Source organism: Marinifilum fragile JCM 15579 (assembly GCF_001310955.1).
GTDB lineage: Bacteria > Bacteroidota > Bacteroidia > Bacteroidales > Marinifilaceae > Marinifilum > Marinifilum fragile.
This window is the reverse complement of the sequence record NZ_BAZX01000006.1, coordinates 61602-85578: the sequence shown is the minus strand read 5'-3', so window position 1 is coordinate 85578 and position 23977 is coordinate 61602. Positions and strand designations below refer to the sequence as shown.

The 23977-nt window shown below is 40.6% G+C and carries 15 protein-coding genes and 1 pseudogene; 8 read left to right on the top strand and 8 right to left on the bottom strand.

The window, feature by feature from the left end; translation table 11 throughout:
• Positions 1–23 precede the first annotated feature (23 nt).
• Both JCM15579_RS07070 and JCM15579_RS21850 read right to left on the bottom strand, forming a co-directional pair.
• The gene (locus JCM15579_RS07070) at positions 24–1403 is read right to left on the bottom strand and encodes a sulfatase-like hydrolase/transferase (RefSeq protein WP_262493498.1); all 1380 of its coding nucleotides are present in this window, start codon (positions 1401–1403) and stop codon (positions 24–26) included.
• 219 nt (positions 1404–1622) lie between these two features.
• Positions 1623–1745 (bottom strand): hypothetical protein, encoded by a 123-nt coding sequence (locus tag JCM15579_RS21850; RefSeq protein WP_262493496.1) that lies wholly within the window; start codon positions 1743–1745, stop codon positions 1623–1625.
• Between the two features lie 297 nt (positions 1746–2042).
• On the opposite strand from JCM15579_RS21850, the pseudogene JCM15579_RS07060 reads away from it, so the two are divergent.
• Positions 2043–3362: pseudogene (locus JCM15579_RS07060) on the top strand (sulfatase); the annotation flags it as partial.
• 339 nt (positions 3363–3701) lie between these two features.
• On the opposite strand, the gene JCM15579_RS07055 reads toward JCM15579_RS07060, so the two are convergent.
• From JCM15579_RS07055 to JCM15579_RS07035, 5 genes are all read right to left on the bottom strand, one after another.
• Positions 3702–5621 carry a polysaccharide lyase family 8 super-sandwich domain-containing protein gene (locus JCM15579_RS07055; RefSeq protein ID WP_172677389.1) on the bottom strand — a complete coding sequence of 640 codons (1920 nt, stop codon included), beginning with the start codon at positions 5619–5621 and terminating at the stop codon, positions 3702–3704.
• The gene (locus tag JCM15579_RS07050) at positions 5563–6321 is read right to left on the bottom strand and encodes a chondroitinase family polysaccharide lyase (RefSeq protein ID WP_054717771.1); all 759 of its coding nucleotides are present in this window, start codon (positions 6319–6321) and stop codon (positions 5563–5565) included. The genes JCM15579_RS07055 and JCM15579_RS07050 overlap by 59 nt, the downstream gene beginning before the upstream one ends.
• Positions 6294–7232 carry a chondroitinase family protein gene (locus JCM15579_RS07045; RefSeq protein WP_083464579.1) on the bottom strand — a complete coding sequence of 313 codons (939 nt, stop codon included), beginning with the start codon at positions 7230–7232 and terminating at the stop codon, positions 6294–6296. The genes JCM15579_RS07050 and JCM15579_RS07045 overlap by 28 nt, the downstream gene beginning before the upstream one ends.
• A 148-nt stretch (positions 7233–7380) precedes the next feature.
• A complete protein-coding gene (locus JCM15579_RS07040) occupies positions 7381–9795 on the bottom strand; it encodes a DUF4962 domain-containing protein (RefSeq protein WP_054717765.1) in 2415 nt (804 codons plus the stop codon).
• 157 nt (positions 9796–9952) lie between these two features.
• Positions 9953–10684, bottom strand: coding sequence for a DUF6250 domain-containing protein (locus tag JCM15579_RS07035; protein WP_054717762.1), 732 nt, complete (start codon positions 10682–10684; stop codon positions 9953–9955).
• Positions 10685–11391: 707 nt separating this feature from the next.
• Between JCM15579_RS07035 and JCM15579_RS07030 the strand changes: the two genes are divergently transcribed.
• From JCM15579_RS07030 to JCM15579_RS07005, 7 genes are all read left to right on the top strand, one after another.
• Positions 11392–11757: a hypothetical protein gene (locus JCM15579_RS07030; RefSeq protein WP_054717759.1), complete on the top strand. Its 366-nt coding sequence runs from the start codon at positions 11392–11394 to the stop codon at positions 11755–11757.
• Positions 11758–11770: 13 nt separating this feature from the next.
• Positions 11771–13642: a polysaccharide lyase family 8 super-sandwich domain-containing protein gene (locus tag JCM15579_RS07025; protein WP_054717756.1), complete on the top strand. Its 1872-nt coding sequence runs from the start codon at positions 11771–11773 to the stop codon at positions 13640–13642.
• Positions 13643–13654: 12 nt separating this feature from the next.
• Positions 13655–14878: a glycoside hydrolase family 88 protein gene (locus JCM15579_RS07020; RefSeq protein ID WP_054717753.1), complete on the top strand. Its 1224-nt coding sequence runs from the start codon at positions 13655–13657 to the stop codon at positions 14876–14878.
• Positions 14879–15039: 161 nt separating this feature from the next.
• Entirely contained in the window at positions 15040–18126 is a 3087-nt protein-coding gene (locus JCM15579_RS07015) for a chondroitinase family polysaccharide lyase (RefSeq protein WP_054717750.1), read from the top strand.
• Between the two features lie 3 nt (positions 18127–18129).
• On the top strand, positions 18130–18216 hold the full coding sequence (locus tag JCM15579_RS22255; protein WP_083464578.1) for a twin-arginine translocation signal domain-containing protein: 87 nt from the start codon (positions 18130–18132) through the stop codon (positions 18214–18216).
• Positions 18217–18247: 31 nt separating this feature from the next.
• On the top strand, positions 18248–19627 hold the full coding sequence (locus JCM15579_RS07010) for a sulfatase family protein (RefSeq protein ID WP_157471376.1): 1380 nt from the start codon (positions 18248–18250) through the stop codon (positions 19625–19627).
• Between the two features lie 218 nt (positions 19628–19845).
• Positions 19846–20697 (top strand): DUF1961 family protein, encoded by an 852-nt coding sequence (locus JCM15579_RS07005; protein ID WP_054717749.1) that lies wholly within the window; start codon positions 19846–19848, stop codon positions 20695–20697.
• 285 nt (positions 20698–20982) lie between these two features.
• On the opposite strand, the gene JCM15579_RS07000 is transcribed toward JCM15579_RS07005, so the two are convergent.
• The gene (locus JCM15579_RS07000) at positions 20983–23841 is read right to left on the bottom strand and encodes a ligand-binding sensor domain-containing protein (RefSeq protein ID WP_054717746.1); all 2859 of its coding nucleotides are present in this window, start codon (positions 23839–23841) and stop codon (positions 20983–20985) included.
• Positions 23842–23977 lie beyond the last annotated feature (136 nt).

Sequence of the window (23977 nt, the reverse complement as noted above, 5' to 3'; positions counted from 1 at the left end):
CAAAATCTGAGATCAGACTCCGACTATGATTTTGGCAATAACTTCTTCCAGGTAGCAAGCTTCCACTCCACAGGTTTTTCCATGGAAGTTATCCACTTGTTGAAGGCAGCTTTCATGCTTTTCACTTTTTCAGGATGCTGGGCAGCCAGGTTATTTTCTTCGCCCGGATCATTTTTAATGTGGAACAATTCAAAACGATCTCCCACAGGATAGTAATGCATCATGTAATCACCTTCCAACACGGTTCCTGCCGGATCAGACAAATACTCCTTGTACTGGCTTGATGGAACAGTTGTAATCTCAAGACTTCCCTTCACATACTTTTCGTAATCGGACCAGAAACCAAGATTGGTATCACTCCAGTGGTAAGCCTGTGTACCAGCCCAGAAAAGCTGTCTGCTGTTTCCTTGCTTATTCTCACCGCGAATTACAGAATTCAAATCGATACCATCAACTCCTTTAGGCAATTCAATTCCTGCTTCAGCCAAAGCTGTAGGCAACAAGTCCATGGCAGAAACATTATCGGTAATCACTTTTCCTTCTTTATATTTTCCAGGATACCAGGCAAACATCGGAACATGAATACCTCCCTGGAACATCAAACCTTTGTTTCCTTTAAAAGCTCCGTTCAACGGTAGAGGTGAATCAACAACGGCACCATTATCACTTACAAACAAAATCATGGTGTTCTTGTCCAGCTTCAACTCTTTTAGCTTGGCAACAATTTGTCCAATTCCCTCGTCAACAGCAGCCAAAGTTGCGTAGTAGTTGTCCACTTCTGGATTACCCGTATTGAATCGCTGATATTTTCTTGGAGCCTGTTCCTCCAAAGGAATGTGTGGCGCATTATACGACAGGTAAATGAAAAACGGATCTTTCTGATTCTTCTCGATGTATTGCAAAGCCTCATCGGTAAACTCTTCGGTGATGTATCCTTGTGATTTTACATGCTCATAGTTTCTGAACAAGCTGGTTGCATTGTAATAGTTACTTCCGTGATAGTTGAAACCATAGTAGTAATCGAATCCCTTGTTCAGTGGGTGCTGATTTTTCACGCATCCGTAAATCGCATCGCGATGGTAGTCTCTGGTCTTCTCTACCAATGAGTCGATGGTCAACTCTCCCAGGTGCCATTTCCCAATCATTGCAGTTTTGTAGCCATTCTCCTGGAAAGTCTCCGAAAGGAATGTCTCATCAGGACGAACGCCTGCTTCCGCATCGTAGTTGTTGTAGATTCCAAAACGCTGGGTGTATTTTCCAGTTAACAGGGCTGCCCTTGAAGGAGCACATGTAGTAGAAGCCACAAAAGCATTGGTAAATTTAATTCCCTCGTTAGCCAGTTGGGAAGTATTTGGCATGGCAGTTTGAGCTGCATTGTATGCCGCCTCAACAGCGTAGTATATCGCTTGGTCACCTGTGTATTTTTCAACTGATCCTGACTATAGGAATTCGGATCGAAATTCAACTGACCATATCCCTGGTCATCGGTTACTACCACAATTACATTTGGCTTTTGATTGGCCTCTGCAGCCTGGTTTGTTGTTCCTGTTGCGCATGCACCCAAAACTACGGGCCACATTGCATGTATTGATTTTGATATCTTCACTTGGTAAAAATTTATTTTATATAGCAATACCCAAATATCCTATTAAGCCCGATTCTTCAAGGGTAAAATCATCCGAATGAACTCCAATATCATCCACGAACATGCCGTAAGTCTCCTCATTCCTCCTAAATTCAAGCATTTCTATTTATGGGACATATTCCAAGAACCATCTTCCATCGACAAACTTGTATTTACCATATTTCATCTTTAGATTTAAATCTCAAATAAAACTCAAACAAATCATGAATCGTTTTAAAACAAAAATGACCAATACTCTGGGTTTGATTGGTTGCACCGGAGTACTGCTTTCAGGTGCTTGCACGTCCACATCGAAAACAGAAAGCTCTCCCAACATCATCCTTTTCTTAGTAGATGATATGGCTGGACCGACACCTCGGTTCCTTTTGGCAAAACTGCAACGCCAAACAATAAATACCAGAAAACACCAAATATGGAGTTGATGGCTCAGCAGGGCATCAAGTTTACCAATGCCTATGCAGCCAGCCCGGTTTGCTCGCCCACCCGATGCAGTATTCTTACGGGGAAAAACCCGGCCAGAAGCCAAATCACTAACTGGATTCCCGGACAGGGAAATGATGTTCCTGAATCGGAACAGAAATTATTCATTCCAGATTGGAATATTAACGGATTAACAGCTGCAGACATCACCTTCCCAAAAATATTGCGCGAACATGGCTACACCACGGCACACATTGGGAAAGCTCACTTCGGAAAAGCCGGTACTTCAGGTGCTGATCCCAAACAGTTAGGTTTCGATTACAATATTGCAGGACATCATGCGGGTCATCCGGCCTCCTACTATTATCCTTACGGAAAAGAAGACAGCGGATACAAGGTTCCCGACCTGGAAGAGTTTGCAAAAGACAGTCTCTACCTTACCGATGCCCTAACAGTGAAAGCAACACAGCTAATTGAAAAACTTTCGAATGAGAAGAAACCGTTTTTCCTGAATTTTGCTCACTATGCCGTTCACACGCCGATTCAGGAGCACAAAGAACTGGTTCAACAATTTATTCAGGAAGGCAAAACCGAAGCCGAAGCAAAATATGCTTCCATGGTAGCCAGTATGGATCAAAGCTTGGGTGCTGTAATGAACAAGCTGAACGAGCTTAAAATTGCAGACAACACCATCATCATCTTCATGTCGGATAATGGAGGCCTGGTAACCCATGCGGGACATCCAACCACCAATGCTCCCCTTAGCGATGGAAAGGGAACTTGCCGTGAAGGAGGAATCAGGGTTCCTATGATGGTGAAGTGGGCTGGAAAAGTAAAGCCTGGCACTCAATGTGACGAACCTGTATGCAGCGACGATTTCTTCCCAACCATTCTACAAATGGCAGGAATTTCTCCTGAGGCATTCCTGAAAACCATTGATGGAAAAGACTTGACACCTCTTCTTACCGGCAAGGGATCGTTTGATCGTCCTGAAGGGCTTTGTTTTCACTATCCACACTATTGGGCATGGAAAGGCTTAAGAGATATCTATCCAAGTATTAAACCTTTTAGTTCCATTAGAATGGGCAAATGGAAACTTTGCTACGGCTATGAAGATGAAAAGGCAGAGCTATTCGATTTGGAAAATGACATCGCAGAGAAACACAATTTGATTGATGAGCATCCTGAAATCGCTAAAAAACTATGCACACAGTTGCGATCATATTTGAAAAGTGTTGATGCGCAAACTCCGGTTGACAGACATAGTGGTAAATCCTTAGCCTTCCCTAAATTATAAGACTTAAAAATTGTACTTACCGCAACTTTTTGCGATAGCTTTCGCAACTTATTGCGGTAAGTATCGAAACTTTTTGCGAAAGCTATAAAAAAATCAAGCCTAAAGTACCCGGTAAAATTGTGGTAAGTACAATTGTTTCTTGCGGTGCTTTAGGCTTAAATCAATAAAGGCGAATTCATTTTCTAATTCAGCCTATAAGGTTTTCTTAATATGAAATCTGAACAGGGGTATTCACTTCTAAAGAAAGGTTCTTCATATACTCCTCCATTTCATCTGCTGTTTGAATTCCATTTTTTAAAGGGTTTGAAGAATCTGATACACCCTTACATCAAACTCCCGTTATTTAGTTAAAATGAGCTTTTTAGACAGAAGCTGCCCATCAATTTGCAAGCGAACGATGTATACGCCAATAGGATTGGGAACATCAACACATAATTCCTTTGAATCGCTATGAAGTACTGATTTTAGCACTCGCCCTCCAAGGTCATAAACCTGTACCATGGTATCACTGGGAAAAGGTCGAGAAGATTTAATCACAATCTTTCCATCTCTGCCATATACCAATAAGTCTTTATTACCATCGATATCATCCACGCCGGTCACTACGGTACTAAAAGAGTCTGTAGAAGAAAGAACGGAAACATTTCCCGCTTCATCCTCTGCCACGGCATGAAGCACATAAGATTCATTCTCCTGAAGATCATTCATCTGTCCTTCCCACATTTCATTAGCCACACAAGCATGTTGTCCGAAATGTACCGAACCAGCCCCGCTCATAACCTGTTCAGCAAGTGGCTTGGCATTGGCTGCCAAATCCACATACCAGTATAGTGTTCCATTTTCATTACTGGTTAACTCTAAGCCTGCAGAAGTTCCCTGAATGTCTTTTACCTGGATGTGCTTGATTACTGGTGCAACCGCGTCAGTGATTTCTTCACCTTTTGTCAGTTTAACCTCTCTTGGAATCCCATCTTTCACATTGAATTGAATTTTGGTTTCCGTATTGGTTCTCGACAGGATGCTGGCATCAGAAAATTGTCCATCCAACTTCCAGTTCCCCTTCAAGCGAATCACAATAACAGACTCCTGACTTGCTTTGGCAGTAGTATAGGCAATTTCAGGAATATGAAGATCAGGATCGCAAACACTCATGTTCAATTTATCCTGTTCGGCATTGGCTTGTAGCATTACCAAAGCAGAAGCACTAATTTGCTTCAAAAACTCATCCGATAATTCTGAACTTGCAGCAAAGAACACGTAGCCAATGGTATTTGTAGCACGATCCCATACAATGTGAGCATTCTGATCTTGCTTTAACACCTTATAGGCAGCAGTTTCCGCTTGACTCATATTCGCAGCAAAGGCTTCCATTGCTGCCACATCAGCTTGCGGAAGAATAACATATTCATAGGTTTGATTCGAAGGTGAGGTTCCGTGATCGATCCAGGCGCTGGCAAAATCACCCTGAGTAGTAGCCTTGGTTTTATTGTGACGAGAATCTTGCGTAGCTCTTGAAATTTTCAAGTGTGCACCTGATTTCAACCAATAGGCATTCCCAACAGGATCAACCAACCAGTGGTTCTTGTCTGCATTGAAATCCTGCTGCAAAGGAAAGCTTGTAATGGCATTGCTCCCATCAACATACATGGCTGTAGATTGATCTGTAAGATTTACCTGGAACAATGTTGTTTCCGTAGGATATTGCGAGTTGGAGTTTGAAATATCAGAACCTAAACAGATGATTCGGTTTTCGAAACAGAACACCGACTTGTTGGCCTGATGATCAGCTGTGAAATTGGTTCTATCCTTTTCCCTCAGCTTCATTCCAAAAATACCATTCTCACCACTCAAGTTCGAAGCTCCGGTAAACCCTTCATCCGATTTCTCCATCAAGGTTCCGCTGTTTGGGCTATCCAGCAAATTCAAAGGAAGGTGAATGCTGGTAGCTCCTGGATAACGATTCCAATCCCAACCATTTTCAACAAACCCACTTTTCGAAGAATTTACAGGATCACCGCTTCCGATTACCTGTACAGTTCCATAACTCTGGTAACGACCATACCTGTTATCTTTCGAATAGATTTCAGATCCCCATACATGTTTATTGTATCCTTTGACACTCACCATCCAATTGTCACGACGATGAATGCCCAAAGCTCCATAGTTGTAGGTGAAGTTCCCACTTGGCGCCTCTTCCGCGCTAATTCCCATACCTGCGAACTCTTTCTTGAAAGCGGTATTTGAGCTTTCTAATCTCATATAGCCTGAGCATCTCAGTCCAAATATCTTCACCCGTGTCCGGATTCCCTGATTTAGCCAAATAGGCATAGGCATTTTTCATTCCACTGCTAATGGTACCAGCCAGAGGATGACGACCACAAATCCCAAATCCCCAATCCAAAAGATTGGAGTAGTTGCGCATAGCCATTATTCCTTTCCCAAAATTTCTTCTGGCCTCATCGGAAAGCGCATAACAAGTACCATTTACAAAACGAAGGTAGGTGCCTACTCCGGCATATCCTCCCTTACTATAGGCAGGATACAAACCTCCATGGTGGAATCCGCAACCATCCTCTTTGATACCGCCCATTGTACCTGGAACAATCTTCAGAGAAATATCCATCCAGCGTTTAATGGCTTTCATTTCGCGGGCTTTTTCAGGAGAATCATCCATAGTCATCACCGCAATTAAACGAGGAATAACCGTAGTATTCCAGCTATCCATCAGCCCTTGCAAAGTTCCAACTTCCGGTTCAATTCTGTACTCCTGAATACCTGTCCAGTAATTCAGCATGGCAACGGCCTCATCCAATCTGCCATCAGCTTTCAAGGCATCCCTCATCAGAAAAACAGCAGGAGGAAACTCTCTAAAGTTATATCCATAATGATGGTTGGTTCCCATACCACTACCAACATTCAGCCCTTGATCCATCACATAATCCAGAAGATAGTAAAACATTTGTTTTGCCTCTTCATCCTTGTTGTGAAAGTATATCTGGCAAGGTCTTGTAAAACCGGGCCAACCTGATCCATCTTAACGTCACCAATAGACTGGTTATACTCATCATCGCTTACGTATGGACGTCCTGTAATCTGTCCATCCAATCTTTGAATATCAAAACTTCTAAACTTCTCCTTAACCGTGGCAACCTTAGATGCTGTTGGCTGGGTTCCCTGGTAAGCCAACACCATCTCCTCTTTGATGGCATCAAAAGCCTTCTGCTCCTCAGCACTCACACTCGGTGCCAATGCAATATCGTGAGTATAATTATCGTACCAATACCAAAGTGCAGCCCAATGATTGTAGTTCATCGAAGGATTAATGTAAGGCAGCTGCTTATCTGGTGTTACCCTGTCGTGAATGCGAGTACTTGGAAACATCATTCTATCGAAACAGAGTGAGCCACTTTCTACATCAGAAGGGGCAATGATTTTCATATAATCCAAACTCTGATTGCTTTTGGGACCACTCATGTCATCTTTAAAGCGAATCCAACAGGCACGCCATCCTTTAAAATTGATCCCATAATCGAAGTAATAGTCTACACTACTTCCTTTTCCGAACTCAAATCTGATGGTACGATCAACAGGCGTTTCATTGTAGACCCACAACATCAATCCCCCCTTATAGGTAGTCACTGCCGTATTAATGTTAGGAGGATTTGAAATATTCAACTCTGCCCCCTGATTCCAATCCCACTTTACCGATTGAGATCCCAACTTATAATGAGTATTACTCATTGTCAGGCTGGAACCAGAGCTAGTGCTCCATCCCGCGGGAACGGAATTTTCCAAACCGATGTACTGTGCGTAACTCAACATGCAAGTACAACACATCAGCATCAGTAATAACAAAACATTCTTTTTCATCAGTTTATAATTTTCTTTTCATTACCATAAATTAAATAATCATTACTGTGTTTGAGTTAATAATTATTTAATCATGGACGTTTCATTGTTAGCTATTTATAATATAAAAGAGGATGCCTGTATCCACATACAGCATCCTCTTTTGGCTCTATATTACAAATTTCACTTCCAGTTTTTGCGCCTTTCCTCCATCCAGGTGGAATGTCAATGCACCATTCTCATAATGGTAATCGATTTTACGACCATTAATTTCAGCATAGACTGGTTGAGCTGGAACAGCCAGGCTTAGCTGTGCTTGTTCTTTCGAATTAAAATCTATCACCATGCACTCCTTTTTGATAAAAGCATGCACGGAAATCTTTTTATCTGACACAAGCAATCTCTTCTCGCCATGGCTTACTTTATGGATATCCCTTCCGAACCATTCAATTGCTTTCTGCTTGTCAAACTGAATCCCTGCCATATCACCGGTAAATTTCAGCTGAGACAGAGATGCTTTTTCACTCCAGGAGATCTCTGTTAGGATATCCCCCTTCTCATTCTGAATTTGAAGCCCTTCACCTTCTGGCAAGCGCACAACTTTTTTGCCCTCCAATTGATCCTGAAAACCTAAGAGTAAAAGGGAACTAGCCTCTTTCGCCTTTTGTCTTCTTTTTAACACATGCCCCAACTGAACATGACCAAGACCATCTTTCTTACGAAGATAATTGTCGTAAAACCAAGCCTCTTCTACAGAATCACTCCAGTTGGATTGAGAAAGATCTTTCACCAATAGCAAAGGAGCTTTCCCTTTTCTTGGATCGATCAACCACTCCTTATTCTCTTTTGAATGAAATGGATTTACCTCTCTATCCTTGGCATATTCATAAGCATCTTTCTTTCCTTTCCTGCTGGCATAAGAGTGCAAAAGCAAATCAAAATCCACTTCCTTTTTTGCTTGCATTTCGTCACGAATTAAAAACAATCCATTGCAAGCAAGCACTTCGCGATGCCAGAAGTTCAAATCCTTGGATGGGTACATATTTGAAGGATCACAAACCAGGTTGAAATAATCATACTCATTTTGATTTCCGGTACTAATGATAACATCCGTTTTACCCCAAATTGCTTTGTTGCCTGGATATTCACCAAACTCACACCAAACATCACCATCGCCAACCTGGCCTTCTCCATTTACCAACAGGACATTGTGCTCATGAGTATATTTTGGATTGGAATATCCCATGTCAATAATATAGGGAACCCCTGCCCTGTGCAACATGAATTGTCCGTCATCAGGATGTCCATGCCCCTGGTAATGCTGACCCGATTTAATGGTAAAGTAGCTGGCATCATTTTTCCAGGAAGAGCGCCAAACATACATTCCGGCATCCTCAAAAAATCGCCAGTTAGGTAATGTGTTCAAATCAACAGCAGGTACTGATCCATCTTTCCAAATGTATCTCCATACATCGTAATTGGATTTCTGGTCCTGATCTTTTTCTGTATTCTTCTCAGCACGCCATAGCTCAACCTCTCTTAGTTCAAGCTTTGAAGACAACCATTGTGCAAGAGGATCTTTTAAATTCTTAGCCAATGCCGGAAATACCGAGTATGGATTTCCCCAAAACTTAGGATTTGCATCGGCATATCTTGCCAGGCCTCCAAAGTTATCCTTTCCGCCAGGCAAGATAGAATACATACAATAGGCTGACGCATTTTTAAACCAATCCAAACTCTGGTAAGGTTCTCCATAGCCTTTCTCCAATGCATTTCTGCGCAATTCCATCCACTGGACATAGGTTTTCAACTGAAACATGAAATAGGTTGCTCCTTCATCGCTAAAACCATCACTCATCAAGGAATTCATCTGACTTGTTAGCGTTTCATATTTGTGCTCCAAACAATCTGTCCACTCCTTCTGATATTCTCGTGGTACATCGTCAACACCATACAAAACAGCACTTAAGGCGGCATATACATTGGTCCCGTGATTGCAATTCAGAATCGCAAAATTGTTTGTGTGGAACCTTGAATAATCTTCATAAAAATGGTGAGCAATACGAACAAGCCTCTGATTAATGTATTTACGTTCTTTCTTCGTAAAATTCTGATATTGCCAATCATAAGAAGCTGTCAGTGCAATTATAGCTTGAGCAATTCCCAAATCTCCTCCAGGACCTTTGCCTTTTCCTTCTATCCATTTGTCCCATTCTTTCCATTTCAGGATGGGCCAGAAATGCTTCTCGAAAGTCTCCTGATATTTTTGTTTCGGATCCAATAATTGCACCAATGCCACTGCTGCTAGTTTTTCAGGAAATGAAAATACCAGCTTCGATTTTGGGGGCTCTATGGGCTCCATTTTATTTAGCTTCTCACAAATCAGGAGTAAACTCTCCCATTCAGTTTCGTGCGTTGTTAAACGCATATTGGCAAATTCTTTCAATTCATCCTTCTGGAAAAATACACGAGGATGGCTCTTCACATTTTGTGCCTGTGAATTGCGGATAGTTCCTGCAAAAAGAATAATCATCAAGACCACCAACACAAGATCTCCCAATCTAATTTTCAATCTTTCTTTCATTATCGTATTCTATATTTTCAAGCTTATCTCCTGATTATCTGACTCTAATGCCAACACCTATTCATTCAGGCCTCCCACTCGGGTCACTTTCTGAGCCGTAACCATTACTACCGATAGCCATGCTATGATTAGCAAGCTGATGCTTTTTCTATATGTCTTACTCATCTTTCCTTTTAATCTGATATACCTTCACATTATCAACACTCATATGGTTGTTGATGGTTCGTATTCCAAACCAACCCTTTTCATAGGCATCCTCATCCTTAAAATCATATATTATTGCTCCATCACGGATAAACTGTACTCGTCCATTTAAAGCAATTAGCTTAATTCTGTAGGTCTTGTTTGCTTCAATTAATACATCAGGAGCAGACAAGTCATGTCCAGTAAGAAGAGGCTTGTTTCCATCTCCTGCATAACGACGAAAACGAGTCTTCGTATTGTTATGACCTCCCATTCCCACATAGTATAATTGCAAGGTATCGTAATCGTGAAACATTCCTGATGCCTTTCGGGGAGAGTTAAACAAGTCCTCCGGATTTCTAGGATCAGTCGCATTCCAAAAGCAATTCAAATCACTCACCCTATCATTTGGACCATTTTTTCCAATTACTGTCGCATCATATTCAATTAAGACTCCACCCTCGAAATATTGATCCAGCCAAATGGAAGCTCCCTTACAAACATCAATATCCATCTTTCCGTCTTTCACCAAAACTGAGCTGCATGAATCTTCCTGAATTTCACAAATCCAATTGTTCAAACTACCATCGCTAAAGGAATCTTCAAACAGTAATTTCGATATTTCATACCAATTTTCTTTTTCAGATTTTGCATTACATGCCCATAAAGAAAGCACAAGAAATACCAGTCCAAATAATCGCATCATTTTCTTCTATTTTAAAAATATTATACCCATACTTACAAGGGGGTCAATAAACAACAATTCAGAGCACTTAATTGCTCCTGAAAACGATTTCAAGATACCAGAAAGCATTACCTCACACAAACCAAGTCTGTCCCAAATATCCATTTCGGCACATCAGTAAAGCAAGAAGCCCGAAAACACACTGATATACCAAGTTTTAAAAAATCGTACAATATCTTCCGTACGATTTTACACACTTGGAAAACATCATTAATAATTCCTGTTAATACATCTTTCTTTTTGGTTATCTGCACCTTACCGACATCCACCACAAAACAACTTGATTTATATGGAGATAATCCGCTTTCTTCCCATCCATAATTCTCCGAACAATTGCTACACTTCTAACAACAAGAAAATTAAGCTAGTCGCATTTTTTGAAACCCATAACACACCTCCACTTAAGCCCTGAATTACTTATACTTACAAAACTTTCCTATAGGAATAGTACCAGAAATGAAAAAGTCCTCCATCTCACAGGACGCAATTCATAATTTTAAATGCAACTCATAGAAGAATCACGCAAGAATGAACAAAGAATCTCTCTATGATGCAATGAAAAAACAACACTGGGAAGCTTATTACTAATTCAACCTTCCAAAGACAAAATTTGATGGTTGAAATAGTCGGGAGATGCCAGGAATCATTAACAAAAAAACAAGAATCATATGAACAGGATCCACACCATCTGTTTCACATTTTTTGCCTGTCTACTTTTGTCTACAAGTGCCTCGTCACAGGAAAAAGGAAATGCAGATCTTCAAAAAATAAGAACAGCGCACCAAGGGAATAAGTTATCCGCAAAGGGAGAATCTCTAAACACAGAAAAAATACTCTCCTTACTTCAGGACGATGGTAGTTTTTCCGATGAAACTCCCCAAACAAAACATATTAGAGGGCGAATCACTCAATTAGCCATTGATTACAACAAAGCAACACAACCCAACAAAAAGGAATTGCGAAAGGCCATTTACAGTTCCTTGCAATATTGGATCAATCATCGTCCAAAATATAAATTCAAGTGTGCCTTTTGAAACGCTAAGAGCGATGGCTGCCATTGAGTTGGTTATCTATAATGACATGATAAAAGAGAGAGAGTCAAATCCAGCCATGGCAGGTACAATAGACACGCTGATTCAAAGCATTAGTGAATTTAGTCACTGGTGCTGGTATAATGGCAAAAGCCCTAAGGTCTTTGATAAACACGAAGGTCATAACAGAGGTGGCAATGTAGGTTACCGCTTGTGGGGCATGACAGCCATAGCTTCCTGTTCAGAAAACGAAAGCGAGATGGATTGGGTACACGAAATTGTAAAAGAACAGTTTCCCAGAGTAGTGAATACTCAGACATATTTGCCAACTGGCTTTACTACTGATGGATCGTGGATTCAACACAACGCAGGAGGTGCGCAAAATTACTGGGTTGGCTATGGAGTTCACTGGATCAACCATGTTCTTAACTATGCGGAAGCAACAAAGGGAACCCAATGGGCTCTTACAGAAAAAGAATGGAACACAATTGCTGACTATTATCTGGATGGCATACAGTGGTATCATTTTAAAAACCGTGCGGCCCTGAACTTAGCAGGAAGACACAATGCATTGAAAAAAGCTCCGGCTGATAATGGAGAGATGAAGAAAAACATCACCAAACTGATGGCAGTTGCTCCATATACATTTGAAAGAGAAGCTGAATTAAAAACACTTCTTCAAAAACAGGGGGCAACACACACCGCAACACTTGATTCCACCAAGTATTTCTGGAATACAGATTTGTTGATACATAGCACCCCTAATGCTTACTTCTCAATCAAGATGTTATCAAACCGAACTACTGGATGCGAAACCTCTGAAAGTGAAAGGGCTCACGGGAAAAACAACTTCTTTAGTGGTGATGGTTCTACCATGATCTACCGAAATGGAAAAGAATACGACAAAGCACGTATTGGATGGAATTGGCGCGCTTTACCAGGAATTACTGCTCTTCAAAAAAGAGGAAAGTTGCCATTGAGTCCATGGGGACATGAAAGTAAAAGTAAAAATCAATTTGCCGGCGGATTGGCAGCCAACAAAAAAGGGATTGCTACCTTTCAATACGATCGCGTCAATAACTATGCAAACCTGCAAGCCAACAAAGCATACTTTACCTATGACAATGTGCTTCTAGCCTTAGGAAACAGCATTAGGAAAAACAAAGATGATGATTTCGATGTATGGACAACACTGAATCAAAGTATCAGAAACGGATCGATTCATTACAATATCAATGGCAAAAAAGGAAAGATTAAGGATGGTAAATCTTCAAATCTTAAGTTCAAAAACATCCAGAAAACTTCGTGGGTTTATCATGATGGTACAGCTTACCTGATTTTCCCAACAAAAAAAGAAAGTTCACTGTTGCTATTTGCCGAAGATAGAACTGGTAACTGGGCAGACCTGGATGGCCGTTATGTCAATCCAAGTAACAAGGAAAGCCAATTGGAAGAAACCTCCATTTTTCAGCTCTCCTTATCACATGGCAAACACCCTGATCAAGCCGATTACTCCTATCTGGTAATCCCTGGGGTTGAACTCAATACGCTAAAAGAAATCTGTGAAGAGAAATTCCCACTTATCATCCAAAACAATGATGGACAACAAGCTATTCAAATTGATGCCAACACATATATGATGGTCTTCTATAAGAAAGGATCAGTATCGCTAAAAGGTGGAATCAGCTTGGAAAGTGATGTACCTGTTATTGCCATGCTATCCCTAAATAATGAAGAGGCTGTACTTCAAGTTTCTGATCCTCTTCATCAGCAAAAGAGTGGAAAGATAAAAATCAATACAGGGAATAACATTCTTGAATCAAACATTGACTTCCCACAAGGAATCAACGTTGGAAAATCAACTCAAATAATATTAAATCTTAAATAATAAAGTTCAAAAATGAAGCAAAATCTTCAATTTACGATTCTTTTGACTTGTGTGGCCTTTCTTTGGTCATGCAATAGTCCAAAACATTCTTCTAACAACATTGTAGAGGAAAATGTAGAATTCGCGACTCAGCAAATTGGTCGTGAAATAGAAAGTATGAATGCAAAAGGAGAAATCTTGAATCCCAGAACCATTCATGAGGATGGAACCACCAGGTACAATACTCCTGAGCTTTGGACCAGCGGATTTTTTCCTGGTTCTTTATGGTATTTGTATGAATTAACAGGTGATAACAAATGGAAAATTGAAGCTGAGAAAGTTACTGAAACATTAGATACAGTTCAGTACCTTACCTGGCATCACGATGTTGGTTTCATGGTATACTGTAGCTATGGTAATGGTTACAGACTAACCAAAAAACCAGAATATAAGGATGTAATCATTCAAGCAGCAAAATCATTAAGTACCAGATACCGTCCAAACGTGGGAGCAATCCAGTCTTGGAATGTTCACCGTGGATGGCAAGCGAAAAGAGGATGGCAATGTCCGGTGATCATTGACAATATGATGAACCTGGAACTGTTGTTCGAAGCTACAAAACTAAGCGGGGACAATAGCTTTAGAGATATCGCTATAAAACATGCTGAAACAACTATGGATCACCATTTCCGTGAAGATTACAGCTCATATCACGTGATCGACTACGATACCATTACAGGACAAGTTCGCAACAAAGTTACCGCACAAGGATATGCTGATCATTCAGCCTGGTCACGTGGACAAGGTTGGGCTATTTACGGATACACACTTTGTTACCGTGAAACCAAAGACCCTAAGTTTTTGAAACAAGCAGAAGCTATTGCCAACTTTCTTTTCACACATCCAAGAATGCCTAAGGACCTTGTTCCTTACTGGGATTTCGACTGCAAAGACATTCCAAACACTCCAAGAGATGCTTCAGCTGCAAGTGTAATTGCTTCTGCATTGTATGAGTTAAGCACTTACAGTCCTGAAAAATCTGCTACATACAAGAAATTGGCCGATGAAATTGTTGTTAACCTTTCTTCACCTGCTTATCGTGCTAAACTGGGAGAGAACAACAACTTTCTATTGATGCACAGTGTGGGAAGTATCCCTCATGGAGCAGAGATTGATGTTCCTTTAAACTATGCTGACTATTATTTCCTGGAAGCTCTTTGCAGAAAAAGAGAGTTAGAAAAACTAGCAGCCAAATAAATTCAACTTGTCCCCGTCATTGTTCGGGGACAAGCTTTACTTTTATATTCTTGTAATAGAAAAGTATCAAATATTGAATTTGGTACACTTTATTTCTCAATCATTATCTTGCATCCGGCAGGTATTCTTTTCTTGCAACAGCAAAAGTCAATACATTTACAATGCATACAAAAAAACATACCAAATTACTTCACTGTTTAAGACAGGCCTTACTGGTAGCCTGTGTTCTTATCAGTGCCAGGTTATCAGCTCAGGACCTTTTCGTACCTGAAATCATCTCCTTCGAAGGAGAGCAAGTAAACTCTAAGTGGAGTGCTGATTCAAAATCAGAATTACAAGTTAGCGAACGTCATTTTAAACATGGCAAGCAAAGCTTACAATGGACATGGGAACGCAAAGGTTTTCTGGAACTGGATCAAAATATAAACTTTACTCCCTTTAATCCTGAAGCAGTGGATAAGTCAATTCCAACCTTTTGCTTTTGGGTTTACAATGAAACTCCTAAAGATGAAAAAATCACTGTTCAGTTTGCCACTGATGCTACTGTAAACTGTGAATTTGAATTCGGATTAAACTACAAAGGATGGAGAGCTGCCTGGGTAGCTTTCGAACGAGACATGAAAGGTACTCCTGTAACCAGCATGAACAAGATGAGAATCATTGCTCCTGAAAATACTTCAGGCAGCTTGTATTTCGATCACATCATGTTGTGTACCCCTGCCGACAGCAGATGGAATACTCCTGACTACCAGGTTCCCTTTGTGAATGCAAAAACTGAAAACCACTGGTTGGTTCTTTACAAGTCGAGCTTAAACAAGCCAAGCCAAAAACTTGAACCACTGACTGACGAACAGATCAAAGGGATTCAAATGATCAACAAAAGGTATAGCAAGTCTGTCATTAAAAAAGTAAAAGTTACTGACAAGTTGATGAAGCAAATCAGAGATGACTATGCCAAGTACAAGATTTCCAAAAGTGATGATCAAATCACTGGAGAAAACATCTGGTTTTGTCGTTTCTCAGAAATATACCACCCTTACACTAAGGATTGGAAGAACTTCTTCAACAAGCATAACAAAGGCTTTCAGAAGTATACCAAATTGATGTATGATGTTGCCTGTGCCTATAACCAAACGGACAATGCAGAATACAAAAGCGAACTGGAGGAATTGTTCTTCAACCTATCTGATCATATAATCGATCAGGGCTGGGCTGAAGGTAGCGCCAACGGAACCGTTCATCACCTGGGATATAGCATGAGAACTTACTACTCAGCCTATTTCCTAATGCGAGAATCATTAATCAGAACCCAAAGAGCAGACCAGGCTCAAAAAGCAATGGAATGGTACTCTGGTGTAAAAGAGGTGTATGCTCCCTTCCATGGCAAAGGCATGAGCATTGATGCTTTCAATACTTCAGTCATGGGAAGATTGGCAAGTATCCTGATGCTGGAAGATTCTCCTGAAAAAGTACGCTACCTGAAAGCCTATGTAGCTTGGATCAACAACGGACTGGCAATTGCTCCAGGTTTGAAAGACAGCTTCAAGGTAGATGGTTCGGTTTTCCACCACGCCAACAATTACCCTGCATATGCTACAGGAGGATATGAAGGTGCAACAAAAATGGTGTACTATTTTAGCAAAACTCCATTTCATGTTTCTGAAGAAGGACATAAAGTTTTAAAAGAATCATTATTAAAGACACGTTTGTTCTGTAACAAGGAAACCTGGCCAACATCAATGTCAGGGCGCCATCCTAATGGGAAAGGAAAGCTATCTGCTACTCATTATGAATTAATGGCCTTGTCAGGAACTCCTGATGGAAAGAAGAAAATTGACAAGGATATGGCTGCAGCTTACCTTAGATTAATGCAAGGTAAGAAAGCAACCAGTAGTGTTAAGAAATTCCAAAAAGAAGGGATACAAGCTGAAGCTGATCCTAATGGTAACTGGACCATGAACTATGCTGCTCTGGGCATTCACCGCAGAGACAACTGGTCGGTTACTGCGCAAGGACACAGCCGTTACCTATGGGCGGCCGAGCACTATATCGGCGCCAACTACTATGGTCGTTATATGAAACACGGGCAAGTTCAAATTTTGGCCGGAACCGATAAGCCAAGTGTATTTACAGCCGGGTTTAATGTCAACGGTTGGGACTGGGGCCGATTTGCCGGAACCACTGCCATTCACTTGCCAATAGAACAATTGCGTGCCAATATTCTTAATGTTGATCAGGTAACTGGTTATGAGGAAATGCTTATGTCTGATGAAGCATTTGCAGGAGCCATTTCTTTGGAAGGAAAGAATGGTGCGTGGGGAATGAAACTTCATGAACACGACAAATACAATGGATCTCATCGTGCATTAAAGTCAGTTTTCTTTTTCGACGAGAAAATCATCTGCCTGGGTAGCGACATTGAAAATATCAATGCTGATTTTGAAACGGAAACCACCCTATTCCAAAACTATTTGAAGCAAGAGTCTGATGCAGTTCAAATGAATGGCAAGGAGATTTCTGAATTTCCGTTTGCTTATGTAGGTCAAGGTAAAAAAGCGAACCTATTAACCGACAATGTTGGAAACAGCTTTTACATTCCATCAGCCTATACTGTAGAAGTGGGCAAGCAATTACAGCATTCAAAAGATCAGAAGAAGGAAACTCCAAACCAGGGAAACTTTGCAACTGCGGTGATTCGCCACGGAAAGGCTCCAAAAGGGGAATCATATGAATATGCCATATTGGTTCAAAGAGGACACAAAGAGTTGCAGAATTTTGCCAAGCAAATGAAGAAAAAGGCCAAAGCTCCTTACACCGTTCTTCAAAAGGACAGCAAAGCACACATTGTTCGTGAAAATGCAAGCAAAACAACTGCCTTTGTTCTGTTCGAAGCAAATGAACAAATCAACATATCAGGAGTGAAAGCTGTTGATGCTCCTGCACTGGTAATGCTGAAAGATAAGAAAGACACCAAAGTTCTTAGCCTTTGTGATCCTGATCTGCACCTGTATGAAGGTCCGGCAGATGTAGTCATTGAAAATGGTAAAAGAAAGGAAAGAAGTATATATTCTCGCGAATGGAAAGACAACGAAAGTAAGATTTCAAAAGTGAGAATAAGCATTGAAGGAAACTGGTCTGTTCCAAACAACAAATACTGTACATTGATTAGCAACGAAGCCAATCAAACAGTATTGGAATTCAGCTGTCAGCATGGCTTGACCAGAGAAGTTGAACTACAAAAAAAATAGATCATGGCTAAAGATATTTCAAGAAGAAACTTTATACGTAATACCGCCGCAATTACTGCAGGTATGACCTTGATTCCACAGGCTTACTAAGTTCTTGTACCGAAAAGGGAAAAAACCAAACTTGCTTTTCATCTTCCCGGATCAATACCGAAAGCAAGCCATGGGATTTATGAAACAAGATCCTGTGTTAACGCCAAATATCGACAAGCTGGCGAGCGATGGTGTTGTGTTTAGCAATGCTGTTAGTAACCATCCGTTGTGTAGCCCATACCGTGGTATGATGCTAACCGGAAAATATCCATTGTCGAATGGAGTATTGTCTAACTGCCACTCGGGAAGGACAGAATTTGGGAACTTCTTAAAACCAGATGATGTTTGTTTCTCAGATGTATTGGCAAACAATGGTTACGATGCCGCCTATGTAGGCAAGTGGCACCTTGACGGGCCTGCTCCAACCCAAAAGGGAGAAGCTAAAGTTTGGGATTCCTATTGCAAACCTGGCAAACACCGCCACGGATTTAATTTCTGGTATTCTTATGGTGCTGATGACAACCACTTGACTCCTCACTACTGGATCAACGATGCAGGTGAAGATCAGGCACAATACTTTAAGCAATGGTCTCCTGAGCATGAAGCTGAAGTTGTGGAGAAGTACCTGGAAAATGCAGGTGACAAATTCAGAAATGATGACAAGCCATTTGCCATGTTCTGGGCCATCAACCCTCCTCACCACCCTTTTAACCTGGTACCTGAAAAGTACAAGGAACGTTTCGAAGGCAAAACAGAGAAGGATGTACTGAACCGTCCGAACGTACAGTTCACCGACAACAGAGAGATGGGTGACAAAGGTTTTGGCGATATGTTCGTTGAAAAACGAATCGATCAGTCCATTGATTACTTCTCAATGTGTGAAGGGGTAGACCTACAAATTGGAAAAGTTTTGAAAAGCTTGAAAGAACAAGGTTTAGACGAAAACACAATCGTAATCTTTACTTCTGATCACGGAGAAATGCTAGGTAGTCAGGGTATGATGCACAAGAATGTTTGGTTTAGCGAAGCCTTTGATATTCCATTCATTATTCGTTGGCCTAAGAAGATAAAGCCTGGCACCGATGACTTGCTAATGAGTGTGCCTGATGTAATGCCTACCCTACTTGGTTTAATGGGAATGTCGGATGATATCCCTTCAGAAGTGGAAGGAAAAGACTACTCAGGAATCTTCAGAAATGAGAAAGTAGACCGTCCGGAGGCGGCCTTGTATTTCTTTGCCAAACCAGAAGACGATACTGAAAAACGCAGAGGTGTGAAAACACATACCCACACCTATGTGATCGCATATGATAACAAAGGAGAGAAACATCATTTCCTGTATGATGATGTAAACGATCCATATCAAATGACAAACATTTATAGGGAGAATACGGAACTGGAGCAAGATTTAACCGAAAAGCTTCGTGAAATCTTAATCCGCACAAACGATCCGTTTGTTTCCTATTTATAATACCAATTATCACACCAAATGCGCCTAATAAATCACATCTTTTCTTTTAGGCTCATTTAGTATTATAATTGGAATAAGACTTAGCATATCTTGATTCAAAAAAGGGCTGAGTAGTAAATTTGCACTTTGGCTAAAGTGCCATCCGATTATTTTATTGAAATTATCGCTTCACTTTTACTGGATGTTTACTACTGGCCCTTTTTCTAAACTTTAAAGTAATGAACAGAATACATCTATACCTTTTAACCGGACTTCTCACTTTTCTTACGCTTCAGGCAGTAGCGCAGGAATCCCTGGAAAAGGGAAAAGAGAAGAAATTGGTATACGAGTGTGACTTCAATCAAAAATCATCATTGGAAGACTGGGTAATGGAAGGACCGGGAGTTGCCAAAATCAACAAGGGGCGTCTGGAACTCTATTCCCGTTATCACAAAAAGGTGAACCGAAAGATGAAAAAGGGTGAGATTGTTTTTGAAGAAGGTACGGACAAATGGTATCAGAACTACGTAGATGGTCTGGCTTTAAAAGCAGAACCTCACATGTATTCTTCCTACAAGCTGGACGATACTTTTAGAGGTGGACACCTGGTATACTGGAACAAAACCATTACACCGGAAAACTACGTGATTGAATTCGATTTTCAGAGTCCTATTCCCTACCCTTTGCACATGATCATGTTTTCAGCAACAGGTACAAAAGGGGAAAATGTATTCCATCCTTCCCTGAATAAGCGATGTGGTGTAGCCGCTCAGTATACAAAGGGTGACATATACAATTATCGCATTTCCTTTCTGGCGCCCAAACGCGGCACTGCCAATATGCGCAAATGTCCCGGCAGAAGATTGGTAACAAAAGGCCAGGACTTAACGCTTAAAAACCTTACCGGAAAACATCACATGAAAGTTATTAAATGGAAGTACCAGATTGAATTCAGGATAGACGGCCAATTGGTTTTCCAGTATCATGATAAAGAATCGGATGCTGCACTGGGAGCAGGACAAACAGCCATTCGATTGATGGTTCCTGCCAGAGGATATTACGACAACTACCAAATCTTTGAATTAAAATAGAAATTCAGCACATAAAGTACCTTCCCCTTTTCCCCTGCGACAAAGGGGATTTTTTATACTCACATAGAAACTAAAAAGGTAAGCCAATTAGCCTTGAGGTAGGCTGAGAGTTCATTCTCTGTTGGCATTATTATAAGATCATTGTAAGCATAGTTGAAATGACCTTGAAAGCATAGTTGCAATGACTCAGTAATACGAGTAGCAGTAGTTTATTCTTGAGTCTGAAATATCAATTCGGACTCCTTCTTCCTGTTTTATGGGGATATCACAAATACGCCTGGAAAACTACTTCTCCTGCTTTTCCAGGTATTCACTAGGAGTTAAATCGGTGAACTTCTTAAAAATTCTGTAGAAAGAGGTTTTCGAGTTGAAACCACAATCTTCGGCAATGGCCAGCAGAGTGTAATCCTTGTTCTGGGGATCCTGTAAACGGTTCTTTACTTCATCCACCCGGTAAGTATTAATAAAATCGTTAAAACTGATTTGTAAACCATCACGCAGGATATTGGAAAGCTGCACCTCGCTCCAGGAAAGCTGAATGGCCAGTCGTGACTTGGTCAATCGTTTATCGAGATAAGGCTTCTCTTCCTCCATAAATTGATTGAGAGTCTTAATACTTTCCTCCTGCTCCTTCTTTTTAGGTGCTGAAGCTGCCTTTTTTGTCACCACTTTAGCCTTTACGTTTTTTCGTTCTTCTTTCTTCCTGCGATTGGCATACACAACAACCCCCGCCGATAAAATGGATGCAAGAACAATGAGATAAAGTATCCATGAATATTGTTTCCAGTTCCTGTTCACATCTATGGTCAAGACAGCAGGAGAAGTACTCCATTTCATATGATTGTTGGACACCAATACTTCAAGTTGATGTTCTCCAATAGGCAGTTTGGGTACCACAATTCTATGTTCTCCCAAAGGCAAAAGCGTCCATGTGGTATCTAATGTGGAAATACGGTAGCGAATTCTGTTTTTTTCAGGTTCCCAATAAGACATGGCAGATACCGTAACACTTAAGTTCTGATCGGTATGATACAATTCAACTTTCTGCTGAAACACATCTCCTGATTCCCCTGAGTTTGAATAAGAGACAAACTGAGCCTCCGGGGTAAAGGAATTCATTTTAAAATCAGAAGGGTAAAAGGAGTTCAAGCCATTATTTCCTCCAAAATACATTTGTCCGCTGGTATCAATGCAAGCCACCTTGTATTCAAAAATATTCCCTTGTAAGCCATCTTCCTGATAAAAATTGGCAAACTGCTTTTTCTTCACATCAAAGCAGCTTAATCCTTTATTGGTGCCAAGCCACAAACGGTTCTTTTCATCTTCCAGTATACTCAAGACCACGTTTCCGGGTAGTCCGTCCTTCTCATCTAAAGAAGTAAATATGTCCTCTTTTTCGTTGTAGAGGTTAAGTCCATTGCTGGTAGCTATCCACAAGCTACCTTTGCTGTCCTGATAGATATCATAGACCCTATTGCTCGACAAACTTCCTTTCTGATTTGAGGCTCTATAGCTTTGAAATCTGCTCTCTCCTCTTTTTAATCGACAGAGACCTCCCATATGGCATGAAACCCAGATGTCACCATTGGTCACCTGCGAGATCACTTTTACATTTTGATTAGTCAGATCATTTTGCTCCTTGTTCAGAAGCTCTACACTTCCCTTTTTTGGATTCCATTTCCAGATTCCCTTATCCAGTTCGGAAAACCAGTAGTTCCCTTCGTCATCCTCCAGAATCTCAAATACACTCTTCTGAAAAATCAGTTTTCCATTTGCCGTAAAGTTTTCAAACACCTTACCTTTCACATTATATTTTAACACTCCTGCATCCGTACCGAAGAATACCAGCCCTTTGCTATCTACATAAGCCGTTCTAACCGTCTTGTGTTTTATCTTCCTCTTGGTAGCTTCGCTAACTTTGGCTGGCTTAAATTCTTTTTTAACCGGATCAAAATGGCTTATGCCATCCCTCATCATGCCAACCCAAACATTACCCAGTTTATCTGAAACAACTGCACGCAAGGTGTTGTCAGGTAAAGAATGTTTATTTTGTGGAATATTCTGATACAATTCAAAAGGCAGGCTATTAGGCGAAAAATGATTGACTCCTTGCATGGTTCCTACCCAAAAACTTCCAGATCTCTCACTTATAACAGCCAGAATGTTATTGCTTGAGATACTCTTTTTTAATAGGGGGTGATGCTGGTAATTGTAGAATCTTTCCTCCTTTCTATCAAAGAAATTCAATCCCTTTTTGGTTCCGATCCAAAGATTTCCTTTTCCATCATCATTAATGGCAGTGATGTAATTGTCAGATAAACTATACTTATTTCCTTCCGAATGACGATAAGTAACAAAACTCTCATTTTCATCCTGAAATAGGTTCAAACCTCCTGCTGTAGCAATCCACATTTTGCCTTCACTATCCTTAAACAAATCCTCTATATAGTTAGAAATCAGTCCCCCCTCTTTTCTTTTTTTGGATCGAGAAAAGTATTGTTTCTTTTTCTTCTTTATGTCTAAAACCGTAATTCCATTTCCTGCCGTACCAATCCACAGGTGTCCTTTCTTATCGAAACACAAATCATTGATTAAGCGCTCTCCTTTCGAGTAACTTACCGTTTCACTATTAAAAGGAAAGTGCTCATATTGTTCAAACAGATCTTGTTCTTTATTGAATTTAAACAATCCATTACGGGTACCCGCCCATATTTCATTGCTTGCTGAAACGGCCAAATCATTCACATAGAGGCTTTGTGCTTTATTTACTTCATAGGGCATCAAATAGTATTTCATCTTCCCCGATTCCCTATTCAGAAAAACCACCCCAATTTGGGTAGCCATCCAAATATTCTGATCCATATCCTCTATGAGAGCATTGATTCTTTGATCCGCAACCTTATCAAAAGGACCCTGAGGCAAGGGGAAATTGACAATCTGATAACCATCAAAACGGTTCAGCCCCTCTTTGGTGCCAAGCCATATCAATCCTTTCGAATCTTGAAGCATGGAGTGCACAACGTTTGAATGCAAACCATCAGAAGTTGTAAGCTTTTGAAAACGAATCTCCTTACTCTTTGCATTTGTAGGGGTAAACAGCAAACAGGCAAAAACCAGAGCCAATATGTATTTTATCAATCTCATACCTTTGTATAAACGATTACTCTCTAAGAACAGCCTAAAAATAATATTTCAATCCCTGACAAAGAATCAAAACCATTATTATTATAAAAAAAGCTCTCTAAAGTATAATACCTAAGAGAGCTTCGTACCAAATGAA

Excerpts from the sequence above, each read along its gene's own strand:
- JCM15579_RS22255 (WP_083464578.1), top strand. The coding sequence starts at position 18,130 with ATGGCTAAAGATATTTCAAGAAGAAACTTTATACGTAATACCGCCGCA.
- JCM15579_RS07005 (WP_054717749.1), top strand. The coding sequence starts at position 19,846 with ATGAACAGAATACATCTATACCTTTTAACCGGACTTCTCACTTTTCTT.
- JCM15579_RS07025 (WP_054717756.1), top strand. The coding sequence starts at position 11,771 with ATGGCTGCCATTGAGTTGGTTATCTATAATGACATGATAAAAGAGAGA.
- JCM15579_RS07050 (WP_054717771.1), bottom strand. The coding sequence starts at position 6,321 with ATGTTTTACTATCTTCTGGATTATGTGATGGATCAAGGGCTGAATGTT.
- JCM15579_RS07035 (WP_054717762.1), bottom strand. The coding sequence starts at position 10,684 with ATGATGCGATTATTTGGACTGGTATTTCTTGTGCTTTCTTTATGGGCA.
- JCM15579_RS21850 (WP_262493496.1), bottom strand. The coding sequence starts at position 1,745 with ATGCTTGAATTTAGGAGGAATGAGGAGACTTACGGCATGTTCGTGGAT.
- JCM15579_RS07045 (WP_083464579.1), bottom strand. The coding sequence starts at position 7,232 with ATGAAAAAGAATGTTTTGTTATTACTGATGCTGATGTGTTGTACTTGC.
- JCM15579_RS07015 (WP_054717750.1), top strand. The coding sequence starts at position 15,040 with ATGCATACAAAAAAACATACCAAATTACTTCACTGTTTAAGACAGGCC.
- JCM15579_RS07000 (WP_054717746.1), bottom strand. The coding sequence starts at position 23,841 with ATGAGATTGATAAAATACATATTGGCTCTGGTTTTTGCCTGTTTGCTG.
- JCM15579_RS07030 (WP_054717759.1), top strand. The coding sequence starts at position 11,392 with ATGAACAGGATCCACACCATCTGTTTCACATTTTTTGCCTGTCTACTT.
- JCM15579_RS07020 (WP_054717753.1), top strand. The coding sequence starts at position 13,655 with ATGAAGCAAAATCTTCAATTTACGATTCTTTTGACTTGTGTGGCCTTT.
- JCM15579_RS07055 (WP_172677389.1), bottom strand. The coding sequence starts at position 5,621 with ATGAGATTAGAAAGCTCAAATACCGCTTTCAAGAAAGAGTTCGCAGGT.
- JCM15579_RS07040 (WP_054717765.1), bottom strand. The coding sequence starts at position 9,795 with ATGAAAGAAAGATTGAAAATTAGATTGGGAGATCTTGTGTTGGTGGTC.